At 57.9% G+C, this 26,409-nt stretch carries 21 protein-coding genes; 6 read left to right on the top strand and 15 right to left on the bottom strand.

Annotated features, from left to right (window positions below):
- Positions 1-5: 5 nt before the first annotated feature.
- Positions 6-1,352 carry a flavin-containing monooxygenase gene (locus ACYX4K_RS04415; protein ID WP_475093323.1) on the bottom strand — a complete coding sequence of 449 codons (1,347 nt, stop codon included), beginning with the start codon at positions 1,350-1,352 and terminating at the stop codon, positions 6-8.
- A gap of 158 nt (positions 1,353-1,510) precedes the next feature.
- On the opposite strand from ACYX4K_RS04415, the gene ACYX4K_RS04410 reads away from it, so the two are divergent.
- Together ACYX4K_RS04410 and ACYX4K_RS04405 are read left to right on the top strand one after the other, a co-directional pair.
- A complete protein-coding gene (locus tag ACYX4K_RS04410) occupies positions 1,511-2,500 on the top strand; it encodes an AraC family transcriptional regulator (RefSeq protein WP_475093324.1) in 990 nt (329 codons plus the stop codon).
- 72 nt (positions 2,501-2,572) lie between these two features.
- Entirely contained in the window at positions 2,573-4,051 is a 1,479-nt protein-coding gene (locus ACYX4K_RS04405; RefSeq protein ID WP_475093325.1) for a helicase HerA-like domain-containing protein, read from the top strand.
- 25 nt (positions 4,052-4,076) lie between these two features.
- On the opposite strand, the gene ACYX4K_RS04400 is transcribed toward ACYX4K_RS04405, so the two are convergent.
- From ACYX4K_RS04400 to ACYX4K_RS04390, 3 genes are read right to left on the bottom strand one after another with little or no spacing between them, the layout of a single operon-like run.
- Positions 4,077-5,072 (bottom strand): heme-dependent oxidative N-demethylase family protein, encoded by a 996-nt coding sequence (locus tag ACYX4K_RS04400; protein WP_475093326.1) that lies wholly within the window; start codon positions 5,070-5,072, stop codon positions 4,077-4,079.
- A gap of 23 nt (positions 5,073-5,095) precedes the next feature.
- Complete coding sequence (locus ACYX4K_RS04395) at positions 5,096-5,392, bottom strand: hypothetical protein (RefSeq protein ID WP_476178772.1); 297 nt, start codon at positions 5,390-5,392, stop codon at positions 5,096-5,098.
- Positions 5,379-5,753 carry a hypothetical protein gene (locus tag ACYX4K_RS04390; RefSeq protein WP_476178771.1) on the bottom strand — a complete coding sequence of 125 codons (375 nt, stop codon included), beginning with the start codon at positions 5,751-5,753 and terminating at the stop codon, positions 5,379-5,381. Before ACYX4K_RS04390 ends, ACYX4K_RS04395 begins: the two co-directional genes overlap by 14 nt.
- A gap of 87 nt (positions 5,754-5,840) precedes the next feature.
- Here ACYX4K_RS04390 and ACYX4K_RS04385 point away from each other — a divergent pair, with 87 nt between their 5' ends.
- The 3 genes from ACYX4K_RS04385 to ACYX4K_RS04375 all read left to right on the top strand — a co-directional run bounded on the left by ACYX4K_RS04385 (position 5,841) and on the right by ACYX4K_RS04375 (position 10,005).
- The gene (locus ACYX4K_RS04385; RefSeq protein ID WP_475093328.1) at positions 5,841-6,422 is read left to right on the top strand and encodes a lipid-binding SYLF domain-containing protein; all 582 of its coding nucleotides are present in this window, start codon (positions 5,841-5,843) and stop codon (positions 6,420-6,422) included.
- Positions 6,423-6,995: 573 nt separating this feature from the next.
- Positions 6,996-8,126: a M14 family metallopeptidase gene (locus tag ACYX4K_RS04380; RefSeq protein WP_475093329.1), complete on the top strand. Its 1,131-nt coding sequence runs from the start codon at positions 6,996-6,998 to the stop codon at positions 8,124-8,126.
- 73 nt (positions 8,127-8,199) lie between these two features.
- The gene (locus tag ACYX4K_RS04375; RefSeq protein ID WP_475093330.1) at positions 8,200-10,005 is read left to right on the top strand and encodes a M28 family metallopeptidase; all 1,806 of its coding nucleotides are present in this window, start codon (positions 8,200-8,202) and stop codon (positions 10,003-10,005) included.
- A gap of 85 nt (positions 10,006-10,090) precedes the next feature.
- Here ACYX4K_RS04375 and ACYX4K_RS04370 read toward each other — a convergent pair whose 3' ends face one another.
- The 6 genes from ACYX4K_RS04370 to ACYX4K_RS04345 all read right to left on the bottom strand — a co-directional run bounded on the left by ACYX4K_RS04370 (position 10,091) and on the right by ACYX4K_RS04345 (position 16,736).
- Positions 10,091-10,618, bottom strand: coding sequence for a phosphate-starvation-inducible PsiE family protein (locus ACYX4K_RS04370; protein WP_476178770.1), 528 nt, complete (start codon positions 10,616-10,618; stop codon positions 10,091-10,093).
- A 137-nt stretch (positions 10,619-10,755) separates the two neighbouring features.
- The gene (locus ACYX4K_RS04365) at positions 10,756-12,393 is read right to left on the bottom strand and encodes an AMP-binding protein (protein ID WP_475093332.1); all 1,638 of its coding nucleotides are present in this window, start codon (positions 12,391-12,393) and stop codon (positions 10,756-10,758) included.
- A 426-nt stretch (positions 12,394-12,819) separates the two neighbouring features.
- On the bottom strand, positions 12,820-13,167 hold the full coding sequence (locus ACYX4K_RS04360) for an SCP2 sterol-binding domain-containing protein (RefSeq protein ID WP_475093333.1): 348 nt from the start codon (positions 13,165-13,167) through the stop codon (positions 12,820-12,822).
- Between the two features lie 105 nt (positions 13,168-13,272).
- Positions 13,273-15,069, bottom strand: a complete 1,797-nt coding sequence (locus ACYX4K_RS04355; protein WP_475093334.1) for an acyl-CoA dehydrogenase C-terminal domain-containing protein — start codon at positions 15,067-15,069, stop codon at positions 13,273-13,275.
- Between the two features lie 322 nt (positions 15,070-15,391).
- Complete coding sequence (locus ACYX4K_RS04350; RefSeq protein ID WP_475093335.1) at positions 15,392-16,489, bottom strand: AraC family transcriptional regulator; 1,098 nt, start codon at positions 16,487-16,489, stop codon at positions 15,392-15,394.
- A 13-nt stretch (positions 16,490-16,502) separates the two neighbouring features.
- Positions 16,503-16,736, bottom strand: a complete 234-nt coding sequence (locus ACYX4K_RS04345; protein WP_475093336.1) for a hypothetical protein — start codon at positions 16,734-16,736, stop codon at positions 16,503-16,505.
- Positions 16,737-17,012: 276 nt separating this feature from the next.
- Between ACYX4K_RS04345 and ACYX4K_RS04340 the strand changes: the two genes are divergently transcribed.
- On the top strand, positions 17,013-17,135 hold the full coding sequence (locus tag ACYX4K_RS04340; protein ID WP_476178769.1) for a hypothetical protein: 123 nt from the start codon (positions 17,013-17,015) through the stop codon (positions 17,133-17,135).
- Positions 17,136-17,145: 10 nt separating this feature from the next.
- Here the strand turns inward: ACYX4K_RS04340 and ACYX4K_RS04335 are convergent, their stop codons facing one another.
- From ACYX4K_RS04335 to smc, 5 genes are all read right to left on the bottom strand, one after another.
- Positions 17,146-18,570 (bottom strand): class II fumarate hydratase, encoded by a 1,425-nt coding sequence (locus ACYX4K_RS04335; RefSeq protein WP_475093337.1) that lies wholly within the window; start codon positions 18,568-18,570, stop codon positions 17,146-17,148.
- Positions 18,571-18,717: 147 nt separating this feature from the next.
- Complete coding sequence (locus tag ACYX4K_RS04330; protein ID WP_475093338.1) at positions 18,718-19,152, bottom strand: hypothetical protein; 435 nt, start codon at positions 19,150-19,152, stop codon at positions 18,718-18,720.
- Between the two features lie 153 nt (positions 19,153-19,305).
- Positions 19,306-21,342, bottom strand: coding sequence for an NAD-dependent DNA ligase LigA (gene ligA, locus ACYX4K_RS04325; RefSeq protein WP_475093339.1), 2,037 nt, complete (start codon positions 21,340-21,342; stop codon positions 19,306-19,308).
- Between the two features lie 33 nt (positions 21,343-21,375).
- Positions 21,376-22,755 carry a cell division protein ZipA gene (zipA, locus tag ACYX4K_RS04320; RefSeq protein ID WP_475093340.1) on the bottom strand — a complete coding sequence of 460 codons (1,380 nt, stop codon included), beginning with the start codon at positions 22,753-22,755 and terminating at the stop codon, positions 21,376-21,378.
- Positions 22,756-22,780: 25 nt separating this feature from the next.
- Positions 22,781-26,284 carry a chromosome segregation protein SMC gene (gene smc / locus ACYX4K_RS04315; RefSeq protein ID WP_475093341.1) on the bottom strand — a complete coding sequence of 1,168 codons (3,504 nt, stop codon included), beginning with the start codon at positions 26,282-26,284 and terminating at the stop codon, positions 22,781-22,783.
- Positions 26,285-26,409 lie beyond the last annotated feature (125 nt).

The following is a 26,409-nucleotide window of genomic DNA, read 5'->3' as shown; positions in this document are numbered from 1 at the left end:
CGACCTCAGCGGGTCGCCGAAGCGGGACTGGCTACAAAATAATCAGTATCCGCAATTTGATACCCTTTCAGCAAGTCCTCGGTGTGACCAGCCAGTGCCTTCAGGTAAGTGTCCTTGTGCACGTAATAGGCCATGCGCTCCAGGTTGAGGTAATTCATCCCGCCGTCCGCGCGACTCCCGGCCTGGGCCTGTTTGGTCGCCTTCAGCCTGCGCGCAGATTCCGCGCCCTCGGCCAGTTGGCGGATGTACAGGGCCACCATTTCCGCCTGGCGGTTGCGTCCCTCCCAGCCCAACCCGGCAGCTTCCACCATTCCCATCAGGAACAGGTTGTCGTACTCCGGGTGGAAGACGTTCAGATAGAGACGCGGGGCGTAAGACTCCCAGTTCAGGTGCGCGCGATCGATAAACGGATAGTGCAGCTTGTAACCGGTCGCCAGCAGGATCATGTCGTACTCGCCGCTGCTGCCATCAGTGAAGGTTACCCGCTGGCCGTCCACTTCCGCGATGTCTTTGCGCGCCTTGATATCCCCGTGACCTATGTGATGGAGAATCAGCGAGTTGATTACCGGATGGGACTCAAACATCTTGTAATCCGGCTTTGGCAGGCCGTACTGCTCTGGCGTGCCCAGCATGAATTTTGACAGAGCAGCACTGATTTTCTGCTGGATAAAGCGCGGCAGCTTGATCTTGCCGCCCACCGCATCGGTGGCTTTGCCGCCAATAAATTTGGGCAGGAAGTAGTACCCGCGGCGCAGACTGATATCGACACTCTTCGCGCGATGCGCGGCGTCCACCGCAATGTCCGCACCACTGTTGCCGCACCCTACCAGAAGAACGCGCTTGCCTTCGAAAATCGCCGGATCGCGGTAATCAGAGGAGTGCAGCAGCTCTCCGGCGAAGTCACCGGGAAGTTGCGGTTTGTTGGGATGATGCAGGGTGCCATTCGCGATCAGCAGGCCGCCAAACACACGGGTCTGCTCCTCGCCTTTATGGCGGGTCGTGATATGCCAGTCATCGCCCATCCGCTCACAGTGCACAACTTCAGTTTCGAATTCGTAGTGGCGGTACAGGTCAAATTCCTGCGCGTAAGCCTGAAAGTAATCCTTCAGCTCACGGTGATGCGGAAAAAGCGCCACCTCATCCCCCATAGGGAACTCGGCAAATTCGGTCATGCGCTTGGAAGAAATCAGGTGTGCCGACTCGTACATGGTGCTGGTGGGACTGTCGATATCCCACAGGCCACCCACATTGCTGTGGATCTCGAATCCCACACAAGGGATGCCGTGCTTCACCAGATTCCGTACACTACACAGACCCATGGGGCCTGCGCCAATCACCGCGTAGGGCTTCATTATTCTTCTCGCTGTTTTATCAGTTCATCAACGATGCCTTTTTCGCGCCCTGCGACGCTCTCAGGCATACCGTTTGGGATCGAATTTGAATATAACGTGACATCCGGAGGGGCCGTCGTCATAATCGGGCAGTCTCTGGTTAATTTCGGACAGTGAATTTGAATACCACTGATACTCGAAGCGTCACACTCAGCTATACCCGCGCAATTATTGCCGCCCTGGGGCGCCTGGACCTGGTACTCCCGGACAGCGTGCAATCTCTTTTGGCCGCCATTAACGAGGAAGAGCGGGTACCGATGGAGGTCCAGGAAGAGATCTGGCTCGCGGTACAGGAAGCCATTCCGGACCCGCTTTTGGGAATTCGACTGGGCCAGGCCATGCAGGGCAGCCAGATGGGACTGGTCGGCTACCTGCTGATGACCCAGAAAAATCTGGGGGCAGCCATCGATCAGCTTCTGATCTATCACCCGTTGCTGGGGGAAGGTGGCCAGTTCGAACTGCGCCGCAGCAGCTTCTATGTCGAGCTCTGCTATCGCCCCAACTACCTGCGCTGCGCGCGCCTGCGGGTCGAAACCGTATTATCCATCTGTCTGGCACAGGCCCGTGCCATGACCGGGCGCGAGTTCCAGCCCCAGAGCGTGCAGTTTGCCTACCCCACTCCGTCCCTTGCTGTGCAGCAGCAATACCAGCAACTGCTACAGGCGCCGGTGCAGTTCAATGCGGAAATGTCCGCCATCCGCTTGCGCCCTCAGGACCTGGAAACCCCACTGGTGGCGGCCGATCGCCAGGTCATGGCGCGATTGAAGCCGGAAGCCGATGCCCTGCTAAAGGCACTGACCAGCAAAAGCCTGCAGCTGCGCGTGGCGCACCTGCTTCAGCAGGAGCCACAACTGAGCCGCGAGCAGGTCGCCGCACGCCTGTGCATCAGCCCCAGGCACCTTGGGCGCAAGCTGCTGGAAGAGAACGCCAGCTTCCGCGCGATACAGGATGAGGTGCGCAGTCACTACGCCTGCCAGTGGCTGCGCGAAGGACAGAAAACCAACGTGGATATCGCCGCCGCCCTGGGCTACTGCGATGAAAGCGCCTTCGGCAAAGCCTTCCGCCGCTGGACAGGCCTTTCGCCCAAGGGATTCAAAGCCCAGGAGTAGCCACTACGCTCGCGATACGAAAACGCTACAGTTAGGGGGTCTTCCCGCAGCACCGCACTCAGGAACCCCCACATGCCGCTTCAGCCTGCGCCCACCGAATTGTCACCCATTGTGCTTGGCCAATCCGATTCAACGGCAAGTGGTGACTCGACATTCACCCATGCAATTCTGCTGCCACAGATGCTCAACCGACACGGACTCATCTGCGGCGCCACTGGAACCGGCAAGACGGTCACCCTGCGCTACCTGGTCGAACAGCTTAACCGCCGCAATGTCGCCACCCTGGTGACCGACCTAAAGGGTGATCTGAGTGGACTCGCGGCGGCAGGCGGTGCGAACAAGAAAGTGCAGGAACGCCTCTCCCTGTTCGGGCTCGACGCACACTACTTCTCCGCCTTTCCGACGTCCCTGTGGGGTCACGGCGGACTGCCCCTTCGCACCACCCCCAGTGAAATGGGACCGGCGCTGCTGGGTAGACTGTTCCAGCTGAACGATAACCAGCAGGGCCTTCTGCAAGTTATTTTCCGCATGGCGGACCAGCAGGGCTTACTGCTGCTGGACTGGAAAGACCTCACCGCCCTACTGGATTTTGTGGACCAGAATCGCAAGGAACTGACCGCCGAATACGGCAATATCTCCCCGGCCAGTCTCGGAGCCATCAAGCGCAAGCTGCTGGCACTCGACCCACTTTCTCCCGATACAAAAGGCGCTGCCAGCCTGTTCGGAGAGCCCGCACTGGCGCTCGATGATCTGATACAGGGTGGACGCATACACCTGCTGGACGCCAGCGATATGCAACCGGCGGTGTATGGCACCCTGTTACTGTGGCTGCTCGCAGAGCTGTACGAGACCCTGCCGGAAACCGGTGACAATCAACTGCACCTGGTACTGTTTTTTGACGAGGCCCACCTGCTGTTTGACGACTTGCCTAGGGCCCTGTGTGAAGAAGTCGAGCAGATTGTGAAACTGATCCGCTCCAAAGGGGTGGGAATTGTATTTGTCACCCAGAATCCACTGGATATACCGGAAGATATCCTGGCACAACTGGGCAACCGTGTTCAGCACGCCCTGCGCGCCTACACCCCCAACGAGCAACGGGCTGTAAAGGCCGCAGCACGCAGCTTTCGCGAAAACCCCGCGATTGATACCGCGACTGCGATCGGTGAACTCGCCGTAGGAGAGGCACTGGTTTCCGGACTGGACGCCGACGGCGTTCCGCAGCCAGTCGCGCGGGTCATGATTCACCCGCCCGCAAGTCAACTCGCGCCACTTAGTGAAACCGAAAAGAAAGCACTTCTGAAAAGCGACCCGTTGCGCGCGCGATACGGAAAAAGCCTGGACCGGGAATCTGCCTACGAGCAACTGCAGCAGCGGCGAGAACAATTGCAGTCACAACAAGCGGCAGAACCCAAGGCGGCGACAAAAAAAGTGCGCGCCACCCAGAGTCCACTGGAAAAAAGCGTCAATAAAATGGCGAGCAGTTTCGGGCGACAAATAGGCAGAGAATTGATGCGCGGGCTGATGGGGGCGCTGACCGGGCGTCGACGCTGATCAACCCTGCTAAGACCAGACGTGGTTAAGGGCAGACGTGCTCAGAAAAAAATCGTCGCAGCGGCCCATTCGTTTCGGCCAGCAACGGCGCCAGGGATTTATAGCGCCCCTCTTCCGGCGACATCGCCGCAACCGCAGCCTGTAAAGCCGCAACTCCACCCTTGATCAACTGCAGGTCTTCCACCGGGTTGATCAAAACTCGAATGGTAAACACCACGGCGCCGGTTTGCGGCAGGCGGCGCAGGGTCTGTCGCTCGATACGCAGATATGCACGTCTTTCACCCCCAATTGTCGCAGCCAAACCAGGGGTGTCCCCACCGCGCTGCAACAACTCGGGGGAATCCACCACCGACCAGTTGCTCCGCCACACCGGATACTCCGGCTTCAGATGATCAAAGAAGCGCGCCATCTTGGCAGACAGCTTTTCCCGGAAACCCGGAACCGGTTTGTGAATCCCGTCTAACGGGCGCCCCATTTTCTCTTCGAGGCGCCAGTAGCTGGGTGCCGCAAGTGACGCGGCTACCAGCGTGTAGCCGTGGGTGCCCGGTTGCAGCAGGCAGATGTCATCCGCAACCCAGCGACTGGCTTGCCACAGCGGTTCGTCACTCGCCTGCACCGACGCCAATCCGGGCCAGCGCAGTGTGCGGGTGGCATCGCGCCACATCAAACCCGCACAGGATGTGCGCATATAACGCGTGTGATGCCGCAACAGATGTTGATGCAACACTTCCGCCAGCTCTCGCTGAGCCGGCAGCGACGCCGACAATTGGGCATACACCTTTTCACCCAACCTGTGGCGGGCGACAATTTTGTTGTGCTGATAGTCCGGGAGCTTGCTGCAGGGCAGGATCCAGTGAGGCGCATCGAGCTTGTTGAGGCCCATATGCACCACTTCTGGCGAAGAGAGAAACGGAATACAAGGAAAAGGCGCAGTGAAGTCCTGCGCGTAGCGCCGTGCAGAAACTTCGCCAGGGTCGTCGCCCGCGACCGCGCGCGCGGGCGCCGCCCATTGATCAGCCATCACCCTGGCCGACCGCAAGGAGATTAGTGGGCCGCAGCCATCTGCTCAGAGCGCGCCTGCTGTAACGCGGCGAGGTCCTGCACCCAAACTACCTCAGAAAGATTGACACTGTTACCGGTATATTGACGAATTGCAGCGCTGACCTGCGCCAGCTCATCGGCGCCCTCGGTGGCCTCCAGCGGCAGTTCTACCCAGGCCTGCCCATTCTGGTCAATCACCTGTTCACCACGCTGGTCGCCGTTCAGTTGGCCGTCATCGGCGGCGCTTACATGGCGATCAATGGCAGAGGAGCCTCCCGCCGGCAGATCAGATGGTGCCATTGGTGAAATCCACGGCAAACGCAACAATTCCCGGCAGAATACCGAACAACAGCGCGGCGCCATCCAGGATCACCACCACCGGGTCTACGCGACCGCCGCTCTGCCCTTTGCGCTCCGGATACAGGAAGTAGCCGCATGCGGTCAGGTTCATTACCATGGTCAGTAAACAGGTGGCGGCAAGGCCGCGCTTGAGAGATCGATTAAGCGGTCGATTCATAATACATATACCTTTGAGAAAACTGGCCACAAGGGCCAGGCGCTTCGATTTGCCAATGGCCGCAAGAATACCCGATTTCGCCAACCGGCTGAAAGTGGCGCCATTTCGCTCTTTGTGCACCAGGTCGCATGCGCTGCGGGACATCATCGGTATTCTTGAAAGGAACCCGTACAAATACCTACACAGATACACGAAAACGAACATTCCACGACGCTCCTTCGGAGATTTCTTATGCCGTACCTCAAACGCCTATCACTGCGACCGCTGGCCCTGCTGGTTGTATTATTTCAGGTCTGCCTGATCGCTGGTTGTGCCGCCCCGGGACGCACACCTGACCAGCAGCGCCAGCATATTGCACAAACCGAGCGCGAGGTTCTGGCAGAGCTGTATCAGTTGAAACCCGGCTTGCGCAGTGATGTGGCGAAGGCGCCGGGGTACGCCGTTTTCAGCAACATCAACGTCAACCTGCTGGTTGCGAGCACCGCAAGTGGATACGGCGTCGTGGTCAGCAAATCCGGCAAGCGCACCTATATGAAAATGGGCGAAGTGGGCGTGGGCCTCGGTTTTGGAGTAAAAGATTTCCGCGCCCTGTTTATTTTCGATTCTGCCGAAGTCATGAACCGCTTCGTCGACAGTGGGTGGACGTATGGCGGCCACGCGGACGCCGCGGCAAAATCCCAGGACAAAGGTGCGGCAGTTGGCGGTGAAGTGGTTGTCGACGGAATGCGCGTTTATCAGCTCACAGAGAGCGGTATCGCCCTCCAGGCCACACTGAAGGGTACGAAATACTGGAAAGACGCGGAGTTGAACTGAGCCCGTTGAATAAAGAATCGAGGGCAGCGAAAGGCGGGCAAAGCAGCAAAATGCGAGCTCAACGTAATTCTGGCGCAGCAAATCCTAACCTGCTTTGCCTGTCTAATAGTCAATCGAAACCGCGCCAAGTTATGCCTTTCGGCCATGGTAACTGCGAAACACTGCCTAAACTTTAATCAGCACCTGCTGAGGAATGTCAGGGAGCAGTACAACATTTCTGAAGGTGTGTTAGTGGTTCGCACCTAGCATTTGACCAGGGCAGTGAGAAGTCGTCATTGGTCCGACGCCAGAAATTTCAGGGAGCAGTAGTCTCAGCAGGTGCCGCCATGGATTGGCAGGGGCGCGGCGTTCGCAAGGGCGCCGCGCCTTTTTATTTGCACGAAAATTCTCTTTGGATTTTTACGCCAGCTTTCAAGATTTTGTCCTCGAAACTTGCGCCCCCACAGTGAATTCCTTCAAGCTGCCTTGGACTATCCTGTTTTCCAGGTCTAACGCTGTATCCTTCAATCCGTTCGACCACCGGCCCAAGGCGCTCGCCCCGGGGCCTGAACAAAATCACTGCGGAGCCCAAGCATGCATATCAGCAGCGCTTTCGATAGCGGCAATATCAAAGTCATCGATAAAAAAAGTAATCCCGTCGAGCTGGCGATCCGAATCGACAACCAGTCCGACTTTTACCAGTGGTTCCACTTCCGCCTCGAGGGCCAGGTGGGCAAACAATACCCACTGCGCATCAACAATGCTGGCAAGGCGGCCTATCCGGAAGGCTGGGAGAATTACCGGGTTTGCGCCTCCTACGACCGTCACAACTGGTTTCGTATCGACGCCCAGTACGACGGCAAGGTGCTGGACTTCACCGTAAACCTGGAGCAGCCAGCGATTTATCTGGCCTACTTTGCCCCCTTCTCCTGGGAACGCCATCTGGACCTGCTGGCCTGGGCCCAGTCTGACGAACGGGTACAGTCCGAGACTCTCGGCCTCACCCTGGACGGTCGCGACATGACGCTGCTCACCATCGGCAACCCGGAAAAAGCGAAACGCAGAGTATGGATGATTGCCCGCCAACACCCGGGAGAATCCATGGCGGAGTGGTTTGTGGAAGGCTTTCTCGAAGCACTGCTGGACGAAGCCAATCCCGCGGCGCGCCAACTGTTGCAGGATACCGTCTTTTACGTAGTGCCAAATATGAACCCGGACGGCAGTGTACGCGGCCACCTGCGCACCAATGCGGCCGGCGCAAACCTGAACCGCGAATGGCAATCCCCCAGCATGGAAAGGAGCCCCGAGGTCTTTTTGGTACGCGAACGCATGCTGGCCACCGGTGGTGATATGTTCCTCGACATTCACGGAGATGAAGCCCTGCCCTTTAACTTTGTTGCCGCCTGTGAAGGCATTCCCGGATACGACGAGAAACACGCAACATTGGAAACGGTGTTCAAAGAGTCGTTTGTCAAAGCCAGCCCGGACTTCCAGACCGAACAGGGGTACCCGCTGGATAAGCCCGGCGAAGCCAATATGACCGTGGGCACCAACTGGTGTGGCCATCAGTTCCGCACCCTGGCCCTCACCCTGGAAATGCCGTTCAAAGACAACGACAACCTGGCAGACCCCATTGAAGGTTGGTCCCCTGCCCGCTGTCGTCAGCTGGCACGGGATATGCTCACGCCCATTCGCGAAACGCTCGCGTATATGGATGCCAATTAATAATCACGACACTTTCAAAACAACAACACCAATAACACGAAAAACCAATAACACGAAAAATACAGGATTCAACATGCGAAAGCCTTTCCCCTGGCAGCGGCTCATGCTGCCTCTGGCCCTCGCGGGTATCACCACGATTTCAGCGTGCAGTGAAGACGGCGCTGCACCCTCTGCCGAGCAAGCAGAGCAAAACGCAGCGAGCACACAAACCGAGCGCGAGCTGCCGCCACCGAAGGAAATGCCAACGGTCGATGTGATCAAAGAGCCAAAACTGACCGAAGCGGAAAAAACCGAAGTGGCGGAAATGGCAAAAGACCTACACACCCACATCGCGGTACTCGCCTCTGACGAATTTGAAGGGCGCGCCCCCGCCACCAAAGGCGAAGAGTTGACGGTCAACTATCTCGCCGACGAATTCAAAAAACTGGGCTTGGAGCCCGGCGCCAAAGATAGCGACGGCAACCCGAGCTGGTTCCAGTCGGTACCCGTGGTGGAAATGCAGATCGAAACCACACCGCTGGAAATCAAGGGCGAAAACTTCGAAAAATCTCTGGCACCCCTGACCGACATGGTGGCCTTCACCCAGCGCCAGACTCCGGAAAGCAAAATCACCGACAGCCCGCTGGTATTTGTAGGCTACGGCATTGTGGCACCGGAAAACGACTGGAACGATTACGCGGGCCTGGATATGAAGGGCAAAACCGCGGTCATTCTGGTGAACGACCCGGGCTACGCCACTCAGGATAAAAACCTGTTCAACGGCAATGCCATGACCTACTACGGTCGCTGGAGCTACAAGTTTGAAGAAGCGGCTCGCCAGGGTGCAGACGGGGCCATCATCATCCACGAAAACGGCGCCGCCGGTTACCCGTGGGAAGTGGTGAGCGGCAGCTGGTCCGGCGCACAGATCAGCCTCGCTGCAGACGACAAAAACGCCGATCGCGTTGCGGTGGAATCCTGGATTACCACCGATGCCGCCAAGGCTCTGTTTAAGGCCGCAGGCTTGGACTTCGACGGGGAAATGGAAGCCGCCAAACAGCGCGGATTCCAGCCGAAGCCGATGAACCTCACCGCCAGCGTAGACCTGAAAAATACCGTGCGCACTTCCGACTCGCGCAACGTGGTCGCCAAGGTGGAAGGCAGCCAGTACCCGGATGAAGCGGTTATCTACACAGCCCACTGGGATCACCTGGGGGTAAACAATCACGCGGAAGGTGGCGACCATGTGTTTAATGGCGCGGTCGATAACGCTACCGGCACCGCGGGCCTGCTCGCCATTGCCCGGCAGCTCACCAAACTGCCACAAGCGCCACAGCGCTCCATGGTATTTGTGGCGGTCACCGCAGAAGAGTCCGGTCTGCTGGGCTCCAAATACTACGCGGAAAACCCGGTAGTACCTCTGGAAAAAACAGTCGCCGGCATCAACTTCGATGCCATGGGTGTTCTCGGCCCCATGCGCGATGTAATTGTGGTGGGTTACGGCAACAGCGAGCTGGAAAAATTGCTGGAAAAAGCCGCGTCCAAACAGGGCCGCTACCTGGCACCGGAAGATCACCCGGAGCGCGGTTATTTCTATCGCTCAGATCACTTCAGCCTGGCGAAAAAAGGCGTACCCATGCTGTATTTCGATTCCGGCACCGACAGCTTCGAGCACGGCCGTGAATGGGCGCAAAAGAAAGCGGCAGAGTACGGTGCCCGTGCCTACCACAAGCCCGCCGACGAATACGATCCCCAGTGGAACCTGGAAGGGGCTGCGATGGACCTGCTTCTGGGCCTGAACCTCGGTGTGGAACTCGCCAACAGCCGCGACTGGCCCAACTGGTATGAAGGCAACGAGTTCCGCGCAGCGCGGGACAAGAGCGCGGATTCCCGCAAATAAGCCAATTGCGCAGTTTCCACGCAGTAACGAAAAGGGGCGCCCGGTAGGGCGCCCCTTTTCTATACCCGCTTTCGCTTGTGAGATCTCAGTCCTGATCTTCGAGCAAGCTGCGTCGCTCTTTATATGACAGCGCTTCCTTTTTTGCCACCAGCCAGTAGGTAACACCCAATGCCAGCACCGCCGCTGCAATACCGAGAATATAGTCCGGCGTTGTGTCATCGAGATCCAGCACAATGACTTTTCGCGCAATGGCCATCAACGCCGTCGCCACAACCAGTTGAATTGGAATGACGTTTGAGCCGAGATAGAGTCGAATATTGATAAAAATCTCGATGGAAATCAGTACTAACATGATGGCCCCGAACACATCGAATAGATCGTTGTGGTTCATGATCAGTATGGGTGCTGCCTGTAGCCGCTGGTACACCACCCACACGACATCCGCCACACTCCATACAATAACCAGCGCCATCACCACAGACAGAAAGCGCACCGAGCTGCGAATCACCACGTGTAGCAGGCGGATCAGCGGGTCTTCGTGTTCCGCCGGCAGCTCCTCGTGGATCATCGTTGGCCTTTCCTGCTTATCCGACATGGCGTGCTCTTGGGTCAAGAAATTTGCCCATTAGTTATAGCGTACCAGCCACCGCTCCGTGTTGAGGCCATGCTGCAAAAAGTAATCCGCGCCATATAACCACAAAAAAACCCGCTGCAAGCAGCGGGTTTTTCATTTGCGTGGCAGGATCAGACTCAGGCGCTGACCGCGGTATCCACTTTCTTCAATTCCTCGTCGCGCAGCTCGCGGCGCAGAATTTTACCGACATTGGTTTTTGGCAAATCTTCACGAAACTCAATATTTTTTGGCACCTTGTACGCAGTCATATTCTCGCGACAGTAGGCAACGATTTCTTCTTCCGTCAGAGAACCGTCCGCCTTGACCACAAACAGTTTTACCGTTTCACCGGTGCGCTCATCGGGGATACCAACGGCCGCGGCTTCGGTAACCTTTGGGTGGGCGCTGACGATGTCTTCGATCTCGTTCGGGTAAACGTTAAACCCGGAAACGATGATCATGTCCTTCTTGCGGTCAACGATCTTGATGTAGCCATCGTCCTGGATTACCGCCATGTCACCGGTTTTCAGCCAGCCATCCGAATCGATGGTATCGGCAGTAGCTTCTGGGCGTTCCCAGTATCCTTTCATCACCTGCGGGCCACGAACGCACAACTCACCTGGTGTATTGTTCGGCAGATCGTTTCCGTTCTCGTCGATGACCTTGACTTCGGTATCTGGTACCGCAATACCGACAGTGCCCAGTTGCACAGCCTCAGCAGGGTTAAAACATACCACCGGCGAGGTTTCCGTCATGCCGTAGCCTTCGGTGACCACACAGCCGGTGACCTGCTCCCACTTTTCTGCGGTGGCACGAGTCAGCGCCATACCGCCGGAACAGGTGGTATGCAGCTTGCTGAAATCCAGATTGGCAAAATCCGGGTTGCGCATCAGGCCATTGAACAGGGTGTTCAGACCACAGAAACCGGTAAAACGCTTGCCCTTCAGGGTTTTAACGAAGCCCGGAATATCCCGCGGGTTCGGGATCAGCAGCGAGTGGTTGCCGGTGGTAAACAGGCACATGCAGTGAATGGTAAAGGCATAGATGTGGTAGAGGGGCAGCGGAGCGACGTAATACTCCTCCCCTTCCTTCATGGAATCGCCAAGTGCTTCGCGCACCTGCTCCATGTTGGCAACCAGGTTGCGGTTGGTCAGCATCGCGCCTTTCGCCACGCCGGTGGTACCACCGGTGTACTGCAATACGGCGATGTCACCGGGAGTGCGCTGTACATCCTGGTGGGGTTGCTTGGCACCAGCGGACATGGCATCGCGGAAATTTACCTGATTCGCGAAATGGAAATCCGGCACCATCTTCTTGATGTGCTTGGCAACGGTGTTGATCAGAACGCGTTTGAGCGGCGGATGCAGGTCCGCAATCTCCGAAACAATCACTTGCTCAACGGATGTTTCGCCGATGATACCCGCCGCTGTGTCGGCGATATTTGCAAGAACAACCAGGGCTTTGGCACCAGAATCGTTCAGCTGGTGTTTTATTTCACGCTGGGTGTACAGCGGATTTGTATTGACCACCACCAGGCCTGCGCGCAGGGCACCAAACACGGCAACCGGGTATTGCAGGACATTCGGCAGTTGAACCGCGATGCGATCGCCGGGTTTCAGGCTGGTGTGGTTCTGAAGGTAGGAGGCAAATTGGGCGCTGAGCCGATCAATATCGCCAATGGTGAGCGTTTGCCCCAGGCAGGTAAATGCCGGGCGCTCTGAATATTTGGCCGTGGCACTGGTAAACACGTCAAGAATGCTGCGTTCAATGTCCAACTTGTTTCTCCCAATACTGTTGTTTTTGTGGTGTCACCCGCCGGACGCGGTCTGCCGCGTTCGTAACCATCGAGACGGAGCAGTTTCACAAGACTGGCAGATTATCGGCGAGTTCGCAGACTGATGATACCTCAGGGGACCATCCTGTCGGTTAATAGTCGATATCCGCAGTGCTGATCTGAGCAGACGGGTAATTATTGTAAGTTTTGTTAGTTATCTGGTGAATGTTACTGCGAGAGGCAAATAATCCGCCTGAATTTCATCGCTAGCCCGCATTGAACGGGCAATTAATTATTTGGGCGTCAGACTTGTCGCCCGGCCGGCTCCACACTGCACCGCCACGTCAAAACACTGGCGGTACGGAACCAATTCAATCAGTAAATAGCCCGGTGGGCTATTCCGCCACAGGTAATCCTCTGGTCGACTTCAATGCACGGCAAAAAGGTCTGCCAACGCAGCTGCCAGTTCGCGATTGCCGGTATATCGGATATCGCCCAGCAGGAACGCGTGACGGGCACTCAACTGGCCGCCAATGATTTCCCGCAGTGTGTCGTAGGACATTTCGAGATCCAGATCCGGCGACTCCACCAGCCCGGAAACCTGCTCCGCTTCAATAGAAACCGGCCCGCTTTCCAGAGCGCCGCCTTCCAATGCCTTGCGCTCCACACGCAGGTAGAAATCACTGCCGTCCGGCAATCGAAACTGTACTCGAGTGGTCTGGGGCAGACAAGTAAGCAGCCGCAAGCGCTCGAGAATGTGTGCCGGTAATTGCATCATCACTCCGGAAGTTCGCAAACCTGCGCTTTACCGCCGTTGGCAAAGCGCAGATTCAAAAACACCGCCGCTGTTACCAGGGGCGGTGTTTTCCAATCATGTTGCTCAGAATACGAAGTGTTCCGCATCCAGGCTCATGAGGTTGTCGGCGCCGCTCTGCATAGCACTGGCATGGGTCGCGGTGCGCGGCAGGATACGGTCGAAATAGAAACGCGCGGTGGCAATTTTGGAACGGTAGAAATCTTCTTCACCGGCACCAGCCTGCAGCTTCTCGTTAGCGGTTTTCGCGGTCAGCGCCCACAGGTAGGCCTGTACGGCGTAACCGGAATACATCAGGTAGTCCACGGAGGCTGCGCCGACTTCGTCGGGGTTTTCCATGGCCTTCACGCCGACGTTCATGGTCAGCTCGCCCCACTCCTTGTTGATCTCCTGGAGTTTGGCAACATACGGTGCCAGGGCTTCGTTATCCAGTTCCGCCTGGCAGAACTTGTGCACGACCTTGGTGAACTTGCGCAGCAGCTCGCCCTGACTCATCAGTACTTTACGGCCCAGCAGGTCCAGTGCCTGAATACCGGTAGTACCTTCGTAGATGGTGGAAATACGGGAGTCGCGCACGTTCTGCTCCATGCCCCACTCGGCGATGTAGCCGTGGCCGCCAAAACACTGCAGACCCAGGTTTGCTGATTCATAACCGGTCTCGGTGAGGAACGCCTTGGCAATCGGCGTCAGGAACGCGAGCAGGTCGTCGGCGTCTTTGCGCTCTTCTTCCGTCTCTGCGGCGTGGCTGCGGTCAACCTGTTGCGCACACAGCAGTACCAGCATGCGACCGCCTTCGGAGAAGGCCTTCTGGGTCAGCAGCATGCGGCGCACGTCCGGGTGAACGATGATCGGGTCAGCCGCACCTTGCGGGTTTTTCGGGCCGCTCAGGGAGCGCATTTGCAGACGGTCTTTGGCGTAAGCCAGGGACTTCTGGAAACCCGCTTCCGCGTGCGCCACGCCCTGCAGGGCAGTACCCAGACGCGCAGTGTTCATAAAGGTGAACATGCAGTTCAGGCCCTTGTTGGGCGGGCCTATCAGGAAGCCTTTGGCACCGTCGAAGTTGAGTACCGCGGTGGCATTACCGTGGATACCCATCTTGTGTTCCAGAGAACCACAGGTCACGCCATTGCGCTCACCTACGGAGCCGTCTGCATTCGGCAGGAATTTCGGAACGATAAACAGGGAGATGCCCTTGGTGCCCGCAGGGGCATCCGGCAGGCGTGCCAGTACGATGTGGACGATGTTCTCGGCCATGTCGTGCTCACCGGCAGAGATAAAGATCTTGGTGCCGCTGATGGAGTAAGAACCGTCGTCGTTAGGCTCGGCCTTGGAACGCAGGATACCCAGGTCGGTACCGCAGTGGGGCTCAGTCAGACACATGGTGCCAGTCCAGGTACCTTCTACCAGCTTGGTCAGGTAGGTTTCTTTCTGCGTGTCGGTACCGTGGGCTTCCAGGGTATTCATGGCGCCGTGGGACAGGCCCGGGTACATACCCCAGGACCAGTTGGCAGTACCCACCATCTCGCTCAGGATGGTACCTAGAGAAGGCGGCAGGCCCTGGCCACCGTGTTCGACTTTGTGCGGCAGGGACGGCCAGCCGGCTTCCACGAACTGCTGGTAGGCTTCCTTGAAGCCTTCCGGAGTGGTGACTTCGCCGTCTTTCCAGGTACAGCCCTGCTGGTCGCCAATCTGATTGATGGGGGCGAGGACGTTTTCACAGAACTTGGCACCCTCTTCCAGGATGGCATCCACCACGTCGGGGCTCGCATCTTCATAGCCCAGTGCCGCATAGTGCTGATCCCAGTTCAGCAGCTCACGCATGGCGAAACGCATGTCACGCAGCGGAATTTTGATCTCGCTCATCCTGAATACCCTCTTTAACGATTTTTACACTCGATTTTTCGCGCCCGCTGCCATGGTCTCATACAGACATGGCCGGGCAGCGCCACGGGATGCACGGCGAAATGCCGTGACTCAACTATTCGTTTTATTCATATTAGTTGCAAATTACCAATAGTCACTATGGCGAAAAGTGTCCAAAGCACTAACAAAATACGGCGGCAGATTCAGCGCAAAGCGGCTGACGCACAGGTCACCGTATCGACCTGTGCGCGAGAAATTCTCGGGAGATTTTGAAGGGAGTTTCTGGAGGGAACAGACGCGATATAACGCGAAAAGCCGGAAATTAGCTGCCGGGGGTGGTCGCGCGCGGGCTCTTGCGATACTCGCCGGGGGTGACCCCGGTCCACTTCTTGAACGCGCGAAAAAACGCACTGGCCTCGTCAAAACCCAGCATTTCCGCGATTTGCGTATTGGAGAGATCCGGGCAGCTCAAGTAATGGAAGGCTGCCTCCATCCGGCATTCGTCCTTGAGCTTCTGGTACGAGGTGTTTTCCTGCTGCAACTTGCGCCGCAAGGTAGTGACCGACATGTTCAGGCGCTCCGCCACCGCTTCCGCCGGCGGCATGGACTCGCTCACATCCCGGTTCAGAATCGTCTTGACCTTGGTCTTGATACTGTTGGCGTTGCCGTCGCTGATTACCAGGTGATAAGGCGCCGTGCGGATGAAGTCCTCCACCGTCTGGGGACTCTGTACGATGGGATAATCCAGATAGCGGCTTTCATATTCCAGCGCATTGGCCGGCTGATCGAACAGCAGTTCCCCAGCCTCACTTTGCGCCAGGGTCTGGAACTCCTCCGGGCAGGGGAAGGAAAAGTGCAGCTTGGCCAGAGGAATCTCGCGCCCCACCAGCCAGCAGTAGAAACGGTGCCAAACCGCAAGCGTGGTACGAATTACCCCTGGTGTAGTCTCCGCAATCAGCTGGTCGAACTCGCCGTCGTGCAGAGAGCTGATACCCACGATCACCACCTTGTCGCGATCCCCCTGAGGCGACAACACGGGTTTGACACGAAAGCCCCGGCAAATTTCCATGAATTCCGCGCTGAGGGTTATCGCCTGCCGCACCGTCGCGCAGTTGACCACCGTCAGACACAGCAGGCGAAATGAACCGGAGCGCACCCGGCCACCACTAAGCATGCCGAACCACTCGTCCTGGGCCAGCCACATGACCCGCTGGTACAGGCGCCCGTACTTTACCGCGGAAAACGCCGCAGTATCCTCGAGCTCACCCTCGGAAATATCGACCGACGCGAGAAGCTCCGCGCGATCGCAACCGTGCCTCGCCGCCTCTTCCAGCAGACGCTGTACATAGGCGATCGGGATACGGATATCCTCACTCTGACTCTGGTTGAGGCCGGAAAGAGGTTGGGTGTCGCTGGCCATGCTTTGCTCTAAGTTAACGGTCGTCGTTACGGTGGTCGTTGCGCTGGTCATTTCGCCGACGCAACCAGTTCAGCAGCGCACCAAAACCGAACGCCACGGCCACAATAACGGCAAGAAAAACCAACATCAGCACCAGGTAACTGAGCACGTCTGCCACCGGCAGATCCCAACTCCAGATCGCCGCGGCGATAAACGCAACACAGGCAAGGACACTGGTAATAAATGAACGGCGGCGTTTCTGGGCCATAACAAAGCACTTTCAACGGGAAATGAATGACTGGTCGGCATTGTTCGCCGACACTAATATTCGGGCTATGGACAGCACGGGTGTTTCGCTCGCCGCATCCGAATGAACAATCTCTATTCATACTATAGATTTGAACAGAGGGTTTGAATTCTAACGGATTGGGCGGCACTCCACCGCGAACTACCACGTAAAGCGGGGCAGAATCCTGAAGGATTGGTCATTGGCTGTCAACGCAGCCCCGGCAAATGGTTAGCGCAAACAAGGGGTGAAAGAGTCATGGGAAAACCACACATGCTGCGCAGAGAAGATCGATCCATCCTGCGCAGGCTGGGTATCTGGATTGAATGCATGATGCTGGTTGCGGGTTCCATCCTTTTGGGGATTCTGCTGCTTGCCTGAGCCATGGACTCTATTGCCCATCCACAATTCCCCCCTCACTTAATCGCGCGGGGTCGAGTAATTTTTCCAGCTCTCCGCGGGAAAGATCGGTCATTTCCTCGGCCACATCCAGCACCGGGCGCCCCGCTTTATAAGCCGCCTTGGCAATCTCCGCGGCCCTGGCATAGCCGATGACCGGGTTCAACGCCGTCACCAGAATCGGATTGCGCGCGAGCGCCTGCTGCATACGCGCCTCTTTGACGGTAAACCCGGCTATTGCATTGTCCGCCAGCATACGCGAGGCGTTTGCGGATAACTGGATACTTTCGAGCAGACTAAATGCAATCACCGGCAACATCACATTCAACTGAAAATTACCGCTTTGCCCGGCCACGGTAATCGTGGTGTCATTTCCCATCACCTTGGCCGCCACCATTGCCACGGATTCGGCAATGACAGGATTGACCTTGCCCGGCATGATACTGCTGCCGGGCTGAAGCGCTGGTAACGCAATTTCGCCCAGCCCTGCCAGCGGACCGCTATTCATCCAGCGCAAATCGTTGGCAATTTTCATCAGAGCCACCGCCAGAGTTTTTAACTGCCCCGACACTTCGACCGCAGTGTCCTGGCTGGAGATTGCGGCAAAGATATTGTCCGCGGGACGCGGTGAGATGCCACAGGCGGTACCGAGCTTGTACGCAAATAGTTCAGAAAACTCATTGTGCGCATTCAGGCCGCTACCTACTGCAGTGCCACCCTGTGCCAGCTGTTCCAGACGCGGAAGTACATCCTCCAGCCGCGCCCTGCACAATTTGAACTGCGCACTCCAGGCCGATATTTCCTGCCCCAGGGTTATCGGTACCGCGTCCATCAGGTGTGTGCGCCCGGTTTTGACCACCGACGTCAACTCATTGGATTTGCGATCCAGCGTGTCGCACAGGTGTACCAGTGCGGGCAACAACTGGTTTTGTATGGCGAGCAATGCGGAGAGATGAATTGCCGAAGGAATCACATCGTTACTGCTCTGGCACATATTGACGTGATCATTGGCACCGATGGTGAGGCCGCTGTTTTCCGAGGCGATATGGGCAAGCACCTCGTTCACATTCATATTGGTGCTGGTGCCGGAACCGGTCTGGAACACATCGACGGGAAACTGGCGGGCGTAGTCTGCGTCGGTCAGCTGGTCGCAGGCAGCAACAATCGCCACCGCCTTGTCTTCATCGAGAATTCCCAGGCACTGGTTAGCCTGGGCCGCAGCGCGCTTTATCGCCACTACGGCGCGAACAAATGCAATCGGCAAACGGTAGTCACTGACCGGGAAATTTTCCACAGCGCGCTGGGTCTGCGCACCATAAAGGGCATCTTGCGGGACGTTGATTTCGCCCAGACTGTCTTTCTCTATTCGAAAAGCGTCGGCGCTTGAAGACGTTTCTTGAGGGGAAGGCTTGCGCACGGAGAAGGCCTCCTGGAAAGCTCAGATCACACAATTGAAAAGATAAGCACCGCCAAAGCGCATGCCAGACAAAAGATGCCGAATATCGATACAGGGTAATGTGCGGGGTCGGGATTTGGCAATCGATGTGAAAGGGGCCCAAAGAAACTAAACGCTCACGCGCCCTTCCTGCGTCCACTCACAGCGCACCTGCATATCACCACTGCCGGGCTCGTGATACAGGCCTGCAGCCTCCCAGTTAAAGGAATGGGTGCCGGAGAGCTCGGTTTCCAGATGTACCGTGGCGGAAACCCAGTACATGCTGCGCAAAAGCTCTTCAAACTTCTGGATCCAGTGATTCCACTCATACTCGACGGCGCGATAGGAAGCACCAAAATGGATGACGTCGGTCTGATACTGGGATTGCTTGACCTTAATGGTGGGAATGGAAAACATATCGCGGCAAAGAAACGGCCACTCGTCCGCACTGGGCAGCGCCAGCACAGCTTCGCGGTTGACCCGGCGGCGATCACTGCCGCCTGCCAGGCTGTTGCTGTCTTTGATACAGCCGTAAACGATAGATTCCTGATCGCCCTGAATCACGCTGCGCTAACCCCTACGCTTCTCCCGCAGCACGAATGTGTTGTCAGCGGGCCAATTCAATTATTGCTCCGCCAACTGTAACGGCGCGACCGAGATAATTCTACTGCCAGATGCCAGCAAATTTTCGACCCGATCGCATTTCAGGCAGATCGATTAAATTTCGATGCCCTGCCCCCGTAACATTGCCATCAGCCCCTCTTCGTCCAGCACCGGTAGATCGAGATCTCGCGCCTTGTTCAGCTTTGAGCCCGCTCCGGGGCCAGCGACAACCGTATGGGTATTCGCAGACACGCTGCCGGCGACTTTTGCACCCAACCGGTGCAGATAGTCCTTGGCCTCACTGCGCGACAGGGTTTCCAGCTTTCCGGTCAGCACCCAGGTCTGCCCTGCGAGCGGCTGGCTACCCGTTTCCTGGACTTCCGCCTCCCAATGCACACCTGCCTGCTGAAGAGCGGCAATTTCTTCCAGGTTGTGCACTTGCTCGAAAAACTCGGCCACATAGTGGGCAACGATCGGGCCAACATCCTCAACCTGCTGCAGGGCCTCACTATCCGCTTGCATTAACGCATCCAGGTCACCAAAGTGTCGCGCCAGGTTGCGCGCGGTCGCCTCGCCCACTTCACGAATACCGAGCGCATAGAGAAATTTCGGCAGAGTGGTGCCTTTGCTGCGCTCAAGGGCATCCAACAGATTTTGCGCGGACTTTTCCCCCATTCTCTCGAGCGCCACCAGCGGCTCGAGTGACAGGTGGTAAAGGCCGGAGACAGACTTCAACAGCCCCTCATCCACCATCTGTTCCACCAGCTTGTCGCCGAGACCGTCAATATCCATGGCCTTGCGCGATGCAAAGTGCTTGATCGCCTGCTTGCGCTGGGCGCTACAGATCAGGCCACCACTACAGCGGGCAACGGCCTCACCGGGTGTGGCCTCCACCGGCGAATCACACACCGGGCAGTGGGCCGGGAATTCGATGTCGCGGGCGTCGTCCGGACGGCGACTTTCCACCACGGAGACCACCTGGGGGATTACATCGCCGGCGCGGCGAATAATTACGGTATCCCCGACTTTTACGCCCAACCGTTCGATTTCATCGCGGTTGTGCAGGGTGGCATTGGATACCGTAACGCCGCCGACAAACACCGGCTGCAGGCGCGCCACTGGGGTAACCGCACCGGTGCGCCCTACCTGGAACTCCACATCCAGCAACTGGGTCATTTCTTCCTGTGCAGGGAACTTATAGGCCGTGGCCCAGCGCGGCGCACGAGCGACAAAACCCAGGCGCTTCTGCAGCGGAATACTGTTGACCTTGAATACAATACCGTCGATGTCGTAAGGCAATTGCGCACGCTTTTCGCCGAGCTTACGGTGATATTCGATACATTCCTGGATATTTTCCGCCACCGCCATTTCACTGTTGATCCGGAATCCCCAACGGTTCAACTGCCTGAGAATTTCCGAATGCGTTTCGGGAAGTTCACCGCCTTCCACTACGCCAACGCTATAGGTGCAGAGTTCCAGAGGGCGCTGGGCGGTAACACGCGAGTCCAGCTGGCGCAGACTGCCCGCGGCGGCGTTGCGTGGATTTACAAACAGCTTGTCGCCGGCTGCGCGGGCTTTTTCATTCATGGCGTCAAAGCCCGCCTTGGGCATATAGATTTCGCCGCGCACTTCGAGAACTTCCGGCACATCGTCGGCCAGCAGTTTCAAAGGCACGGAGTAGATCGTCCGCACATTCTGCGTGATATCTTCCCCAACAGTGCCATCACCGCGGGTTGCGGCGCGCTCCAGCAGCCCATTGCGGTACAGCAGGCTCACGGCAATCCCATCCAGTTTTGGTTCGCAGGCGTACTCCACCGGCGCACTGTTATTCAGACGCTCACGGATACGGCGATCGAAATCTTCCATTTCCTCATCGCTGAACGCATTGTCCAGGGACAGCATGGGCATTTCGTGGCGAATCTGGGTAAAGGCCGCCAAGGGCTCCGCGCCCACACGCTGGGTGGGGGAATCACTGGAGATCAACTGCGGATATTGTTCTTCCAGCCCCTGCAACTCGCGCAGACAGCGGTCGTATTCCGCATCCGGCAGTTCCGGGGCATCCAGTACGTAGTACTGGTAATTGGCGCGATTGAGGATTTCGTGCAGCTCCATTGCACGGGACTGAGATTCCGGGGGGAGTTTTTTTGTCATTGTTTTTCCGCAAAAATGGGGAATTCTTGCTGGTCAGGCCTGCGCGCGGGCCAGGGCTTTGCGGCGCTGGAATTCCATCACCCGCTGACGGTAGTGCTCGGCGGTCTGCGCGGTGAATACACTGCGGTTTTCGTCCTTCAGCTCGCCGCCCAGCTGCTCGGCAATATTGCGCGCGGTAGACAGCAGCGTATCGAAGGCTTTCAGCGCTTCCACTTCTGCAGGGAGCGCGAGGAACAGGCTCACGCCGGGGGTGGTGAAGTCTTCCATCTCGGACATATCAAAGGTGCCCGGCACCACGATATTGGCCAGGCTGAACAGGGCCGGGCCCTCCCCCGCTTCGCCGCAGTGGAAATGGAAAATATTCATCTCGCCGAAACGCAGTCCGCTGGAAAGCAGTACGCGCAGCAGGTCGTTACCCTCAAAGCAATCGCCGGCAGGCGCCATGATGTTCAGGATCAACACTTCCTGTACGTCGCGCTCTTTTGGCGTGCTCTGCCCGCGCTTGCCGGTTTTTTTCCGGCCCGCACTTTCTGTATCAGCCGCCGTATCCCGGGCCGGTGCCTTTTTCTGGTCCGGACCTTTTTTAAGATCGGGAAAGCGGAGTTCCGGCAGCTTGAGATCCGCCGGGGACCAACCGGGCTTTTTCACCGGTTCCTGATGTTCTTCCGCCGGCGCCTCTTCCGGTACCGATTGCAACGACTCCAGACTGATCGATTCATCCAGAGAGGGTTCGCGGCGGTCAGTTGCCGGCTCGTCGTGTTCAGAAGACAGGCCGGCCATGGGGTCCAGTTCGCCCTGATACTGCAGCTTGTCTTCGGATACCGGTTCGGTCGTGTCCGGACCTGCGGCCGGTGCGATATCCGGTTCCACAGAGTCCATCAGCATCGGCACCTGCTCTTCCAGGTTCAGGGAAGCCTGCTCCGGCACCTTGGCGGCGCGCGTGGTGGAGTGCTCTGCGGGCATTTCTGGCAGTTCGTCGTTGCCCTCTGTAGCTCGCTCGGGCTTGCTGCCTGCCAATGGTTTGCGCGAGGACTGGAAGTTCTGCTGTACCTGGCGATTGACCTGGCTGGCGTCTTCCGGTTTGCGACGCTGCACCACGCGCACGGTGCCGGGCAGCTCCGCAGAAATCTGCCGACGCTTTTCCGCCTCTTCCGGATCGATGTATTCAAGCTCGGACTCGGTAATGGGGCTGCTTTTTTTGGCCCGCGCTTCCTTCGGCTCCGCGGCTTCTTTCACGGCGCGCGGCGTCGACAGTATATCTTCGTTGTAGTCGTCCACTTCCTGGCGCAAGGTGCGAGACAGCTTGCGGGAGACTTTTACCGAGTCTCGGTGCTTGAGGTAGGCGCGCCGGGCACCATCGAGCACCACGCCCAGTAGCACCAGCGCCAGCAAATTGATCAGCCAGTTGTCCATGATTACATCCCTCTCCCTGTGCCCATCATGCAGATGCCAGTTCCGCGGCCTCTTCCACATCCACGGATACCAGACGGGATACGCCCGGCTCGTGCATGGTAACCCCCAACAATTGATCGGCCATCTCCATGGCAATCTTGTTATGGGTAATGTAGATGAACTGAACGTGTTCCGACATTTCTTTTACCATCCGTGCATAACGTCCCACGTTGGCATCGTCCAGCGGTGCGTCCACCTCATCCAGCATACAGAAGGGCGCCGGGTTGAGGCGGAAGATGGAAAATACCAGGGCGATTGCGGTCAGCGCCTTCTCACCACCGGACAACAGGTGGATCGTACTGTTCCGCTTGCCCGGTGGGCGCGCCATGATCGCGATACCGGTATCCAGCAGGTCGTCACCGGTTAGCTCCAGATACGCGTGACCACCGCCAAATACTTTCGGGAACAGCTCCTGAAGACCGCCGTTAACCTGATCGAAGGTCTCCTTGAAGCGGGTACGGGTTTCCTTGTCGATGCGGCGGATGGCATTTTCCAGGGTCTCCAGGGCGTCGGTCAGATCGCCGTACTGGGTATCCAGGTAGTTTTTGCGCTCGGATTCCTGCTTGTACTCATCGATAGCCGCGAGGTTAATCGGGCCAAGACGGGAGATTCGCGCAGCCACCAGCTCGATATCCTGTTGCACTGCTTCGATAGTCAGTTCTTCCGGGAGTTCCTCAAGCAGGCCTTTCAGTTCGTGGCCAGCCTCAGCCAGCTGCTCTACCAGGCCGCTGCGCTGGGTTTCGAGGGTCTGCGCAGCCAGGCGCTGCTGCTCCAGCTGAGCGCGTACGCCTTGCAAAGCAGATTCCACCTTGTGGCGCTCCTGCTCGTGGTTGCGAAGCGTAGACTCCACCTCTTCCATTTTTTTGCGCGCATCCGAAAGCTCGGTTTCCACTTCGATGCGCTGCCCCAGTTTTTCTTCCAGTTCCGCCTGGAAATCCTGGGATGGATCCTGGGCGTCCTCCATCTGACGCAGCAGCTGCTCGCGGCGCTCCTGCAAACGCTCCACCTGCTCGCGCAACACCTGCAGCGTGCGCTCGAGGGAAACTTTCTGGGTGCGTACGGACTGCTCGCGCATGGCCAGTTCGTGGGCGCGGTCTTTATCTTCACGGGCGCGCTGGCGCGCGGCATCCAGCGCTTCACGCAGCTCCTCGCGGCGCGCCAGAAGGGATTCGCGGCGATCGGTATCGTCGCTCATGGCCTCCAGGGCCTCCTGCAATACGATGCGCGCTTCGGAAATGGATTCGGATTCCATCTCCTTCTGTTCTTTCACTTCGGCAATTTCTGCCTCGATACGGCGGCGGCGTTCATCCATCTGCTCCTGGCGCGCGCGCTGGGCAGACAGCTGACTGCGCAGGTCGCCGGTACGGCGGTTCAGCTGCTCGGCGTTATTGCGGGCCTGCTCGATACCGGATTCCAGTTCGCCGGCGCGACTGCGCAACTGCTCGCGCTGCTCGGACAGCTCTTCGATACGTGCTTCGCAGGTTTCCAGCTCCGCTTCCAGGTTCTCGAGGTCCTGCTTGCGCGCCAGTACCCCGGATTCCGCATCGCCACCGCGGCTGACTTTCAGCCAGTTAGGTCCGACCCAGAGGCCGTCGCGGGTAACGATGGATTCATTCGCTTTCAGCTGATCGCGCTGGGCCAGCGCGGCGTTCAGGTCTTCCGCGGTATAGATACCGTCTACCAGGCCACTCAGGGACGCGGGGCCCTCCACGACATCGGAGAGTTTCGGCAGGCTGCCAGCGGCTGCCGCCGGTGCACTGCGGCCATCGACAAATACAGCCTGGCCGCCGTCGAAGCTGGTGAGACTTTCCTGCAGGGATTCGATCTGATCGACACACACCGCCTGTAGTTGGGCACCAAGCACGGTTTCCACGGCGGTTTCCCAACCGGCGCGTGCACTGATCTGCTCCGCCAGACGCGGGCGGTCCTGCAGATTTTGCTGCTCCAGCCAGCTGGCGACGTTCTTTCCCTGGCCCATGGCGGCCTGCTGCAGCGCTTCCAGCGAGGCCTGGCGGCCGCGGCTGGTCTGCAATTGCAGGCGTTCTTTATCCAGTTCAGCGCCCAGCTCGGACTCCTGACGGCGCAGATCCGAAAGCTGTTCTACCTGTTCGGAAATGGATTCGCGCAGCTCGGCCAGCTGCATTTCCAGCTCGGCCAGCTCCTCGTTCTGTTGCTCCAGCTCCAAGTCATCGCCGGAGCCAGACAGGGATTCACGCTCGGTCTGCAGCTTGCTGATGCGATCCTGCAGGCGCTGGGCAGATGTTTCCAGGTGCTGGATGCGGGACTGCTGTACTTCCGCACGCTGACGAGAGCCAGAGGCACCCTGGTTGAATTGATCCCACTCGTTCTGCCAATCGCGCATCTGGTCTTCGGCGGTCAGCAGGGCCTGGGCGGATTCTTCTTCCGCCGCCTGCACCATTTCCAGATCCGGAATAATGATTTCCAGTTCGGCATCAAACTCGACCGCCTTTTCCTGGTCCGCAGCCAACAGCGACTGGGATTCATTGAATTCCTGTTCGGTGCGGGAAAAATCGGTCTGCAATTGGGTGTTGCGCTCGCGAGCGTGGGAAATGCTCTGCTCCAGGCGCGCAATATCCGCACCCACGGAATAGAAACGGCCCTGTACCTCGTTAAACGCATCGGACAGGTCGTGATAAGCCACGCGCTGCTCTTCGATACCGGTGTCGAAGCTCACCTGGCGGGTCACCAGCTCCTCTACGGTGAGTTCCAGCTCGCCGATCTGCTGCTGCTTGCCGTGGGCCTGGTCGTCCAGGTCCTTGTACTTCAGGGCCTGCAGGTGTGCTTTGTGGGTGCGCTCTTCTTCTTTGAAGCGGCTGTATTTTTCCGCGGCCGCAGACTGGCGCTCGAGACGGGACAGCTGGCGATCCAGCTCGTCGCGGATATCGGTGAGGCGCTCCAGGTTTTCCTTGGTGCGACGCATGCGGTTTTCGGTATCGCGACGGCGCTCCTTGTACTTGGAGATACCGGCGGCTTCCTCGATAAATACCCGCAGCTCTTCCGGCTTGGCCTCGATCAATTTCGAGATCATGCCCTGCTCGATGATCGCATAACTGCGCGGACCGAGACCGGTACCCAGGAACAGGTCAGTTACGTCGCGGCGGCGGCATTTCTCGCCGTTCAGGTAATAGATGTTCTGCGCGTCGCGGGTCACCTTGCGCTTGATGGAGATCTCGCTGAAGGCGGCGTATTCGCCGGTGAGCTTGCCGGAGGAATTGTCGAACACCAGCTCAATGGAGGCCTGGCCCACGGGCTTACGGCCGCTGGAGCCATTGAAGATCACGTCGGTCATGGAGTCGCCGCGCAGGTTCTTCGCGGAGGATTCCCCCATCACCCAGCGCACGGCGTCAATGGTGTTGGACTTGCCACAGCCGTTGGGGCCGACCACGGCGCTGAGGTTGGACGGGAAGTAAACGGTGGTCGGGTCGACGAACGACTTGAATCCGGCCAGCTTGATGCACTTCAAACGCATGGTCTTAAAACTCGGTAATACCCGGCGCCCGTGCGGTTGTTACTCCGCCGCCGAACGCTCTTCGTTGTACTTTCTGGAGGATTTGCCAGGGGACCTGACTGGCCAGTGCCCGCAAATCGTCGTTT

Source organism: Microbulbifer sp. ABF4_107 (genome assembly GCF_056312215.1).
Note: the sequence above shows the minus strand (reverse complement) of the source record. Positions and strands in the feature narration are given on the sequence as shown.